This is a genomic window from Candidatus Darwinibacter acetoxidans, from assembly GCF_041936445.1.
Taxonomy (GTDB): Bacteria; Bacillota; Limnochordia; order Darwinibacteriales; family Darwinibacteriaceae; genus DTU010.
This window is the reverse complement of sequence record NZ_JBHGXH010000122.1, coordinates 1-1,186: the sequence shown is the minus strand read 5'-3', so window position 1 is coordinate 1,186 and position 1,186 is coordinate 1. Positions and strand designations below refer to the sequence as shown.

At 53.9% G+C, this 1,186-nt stretch carries 1 pseudogene; it reads right to left on the bottom strand.

The window, feature by feature from the left end:
• Positions 1-1,019, bottom strand: a pseudogene (locus tag ACE4YL_RS04320) (hypothetical protein); the annotation flags it as partial.
• Between the last annotated feature and the right edge of the window lie 167 nt (positions 1,020-1,186).

Genomic DNA, 1,186 nt, shown 5'->3' with positions numbered 1-1,186 from the left:
TCGACATAACCGTCCAGCCCTGCGCGGTACGAAGCGATCGATTGGTACACATCGAGCTCGCCGATGCGCATGTAGACCGCCTGCAGCTGCGAGCGTTGTTTATCAATTTCACGCAGCGCCGCATAAAATCCCCTCACCTCTAGAAGAAAAATAATCTTCAGGTATTCCAAGAAAATGTCGGCATCAGAAGTGGTCGCCTTCGACGAGAGAAACCTGGTCTGCCTGAGAATTTTGCGGCAGGCTCCGGCTGCGGCGCTGAGCTGTTCCCCGTATTTTTCTCTTTCCAGAAACTTAATGGAGGCAATTTTCGGCGCCGTCCGGAGCAGTGTTCCGAGGTAGGAGATCGACGGCAGGTGGAAGAAAAAGCTTTGTTTAACCTTGTAATGAACCCACATGTTTATGGCAAAAAGGCAGGGAATGAAGAGCAGCGCCCTACTCCCCCAGATAAACGGGGCGGCCGGCGATAACAGCGATGCCAGCGCCAGCAGGTCAAAAAGCGGGCGGAGCGGGTTGCGGGGCGGCAGCTCGCCCCATAACAGCGGGGTGATATTGTTTAAATCCTGTTTCCCCAGCCGGTGCAGCAGCAGCCTGAGCTTTTCCCTTACGGCAGCATTATCCTGAAACAACCGGATCAGGCGAGCCCTCTCCTGCAGTTTTTCCCTATCGTCAAGCGGGGTTCTTAAAATATAATAGAGCGCCGCTTCGCCCGGATTGGTCAGGGTCCGGTCCAGCCGGTGATAAACCTGCCCCAGATCCAGGTCGTCCCAGGTTTGCCGGTCAATGCTGCCGGGATCTCCCGCCGCGGTATGCTCAAAAAGATAGCCGATCTCCGAGAAATCGCGCTCCCGGCGCTCCTCTTTCCCCCAGCTCTCCCTGAGATAATGCCGGGTTTTCAATGTTTTATGCCGTATATTCGCCGCGGCCGCCCCGGCAGCCAGCAGCACAGAGGCAATCACCCAGCAGTAAAAAAGGGGATGGGCGTTTTTCCAGAAAGCAATTGTTCCGCCCAGGGAAATCACGGCCAAAGCTGCAAGCAGGTAAAAGAGATACCTGTATGCTTTAATCTGTTTAATCACGGCCCCTCCTTAATTTCATCATTTATTTCCATTTTATCATATTCCATGCTCAGGAGGGGTTTGGGTTTTTTCCCGCCGGACCAGTTAGTTAATTTGGTGCCTGGCACCGA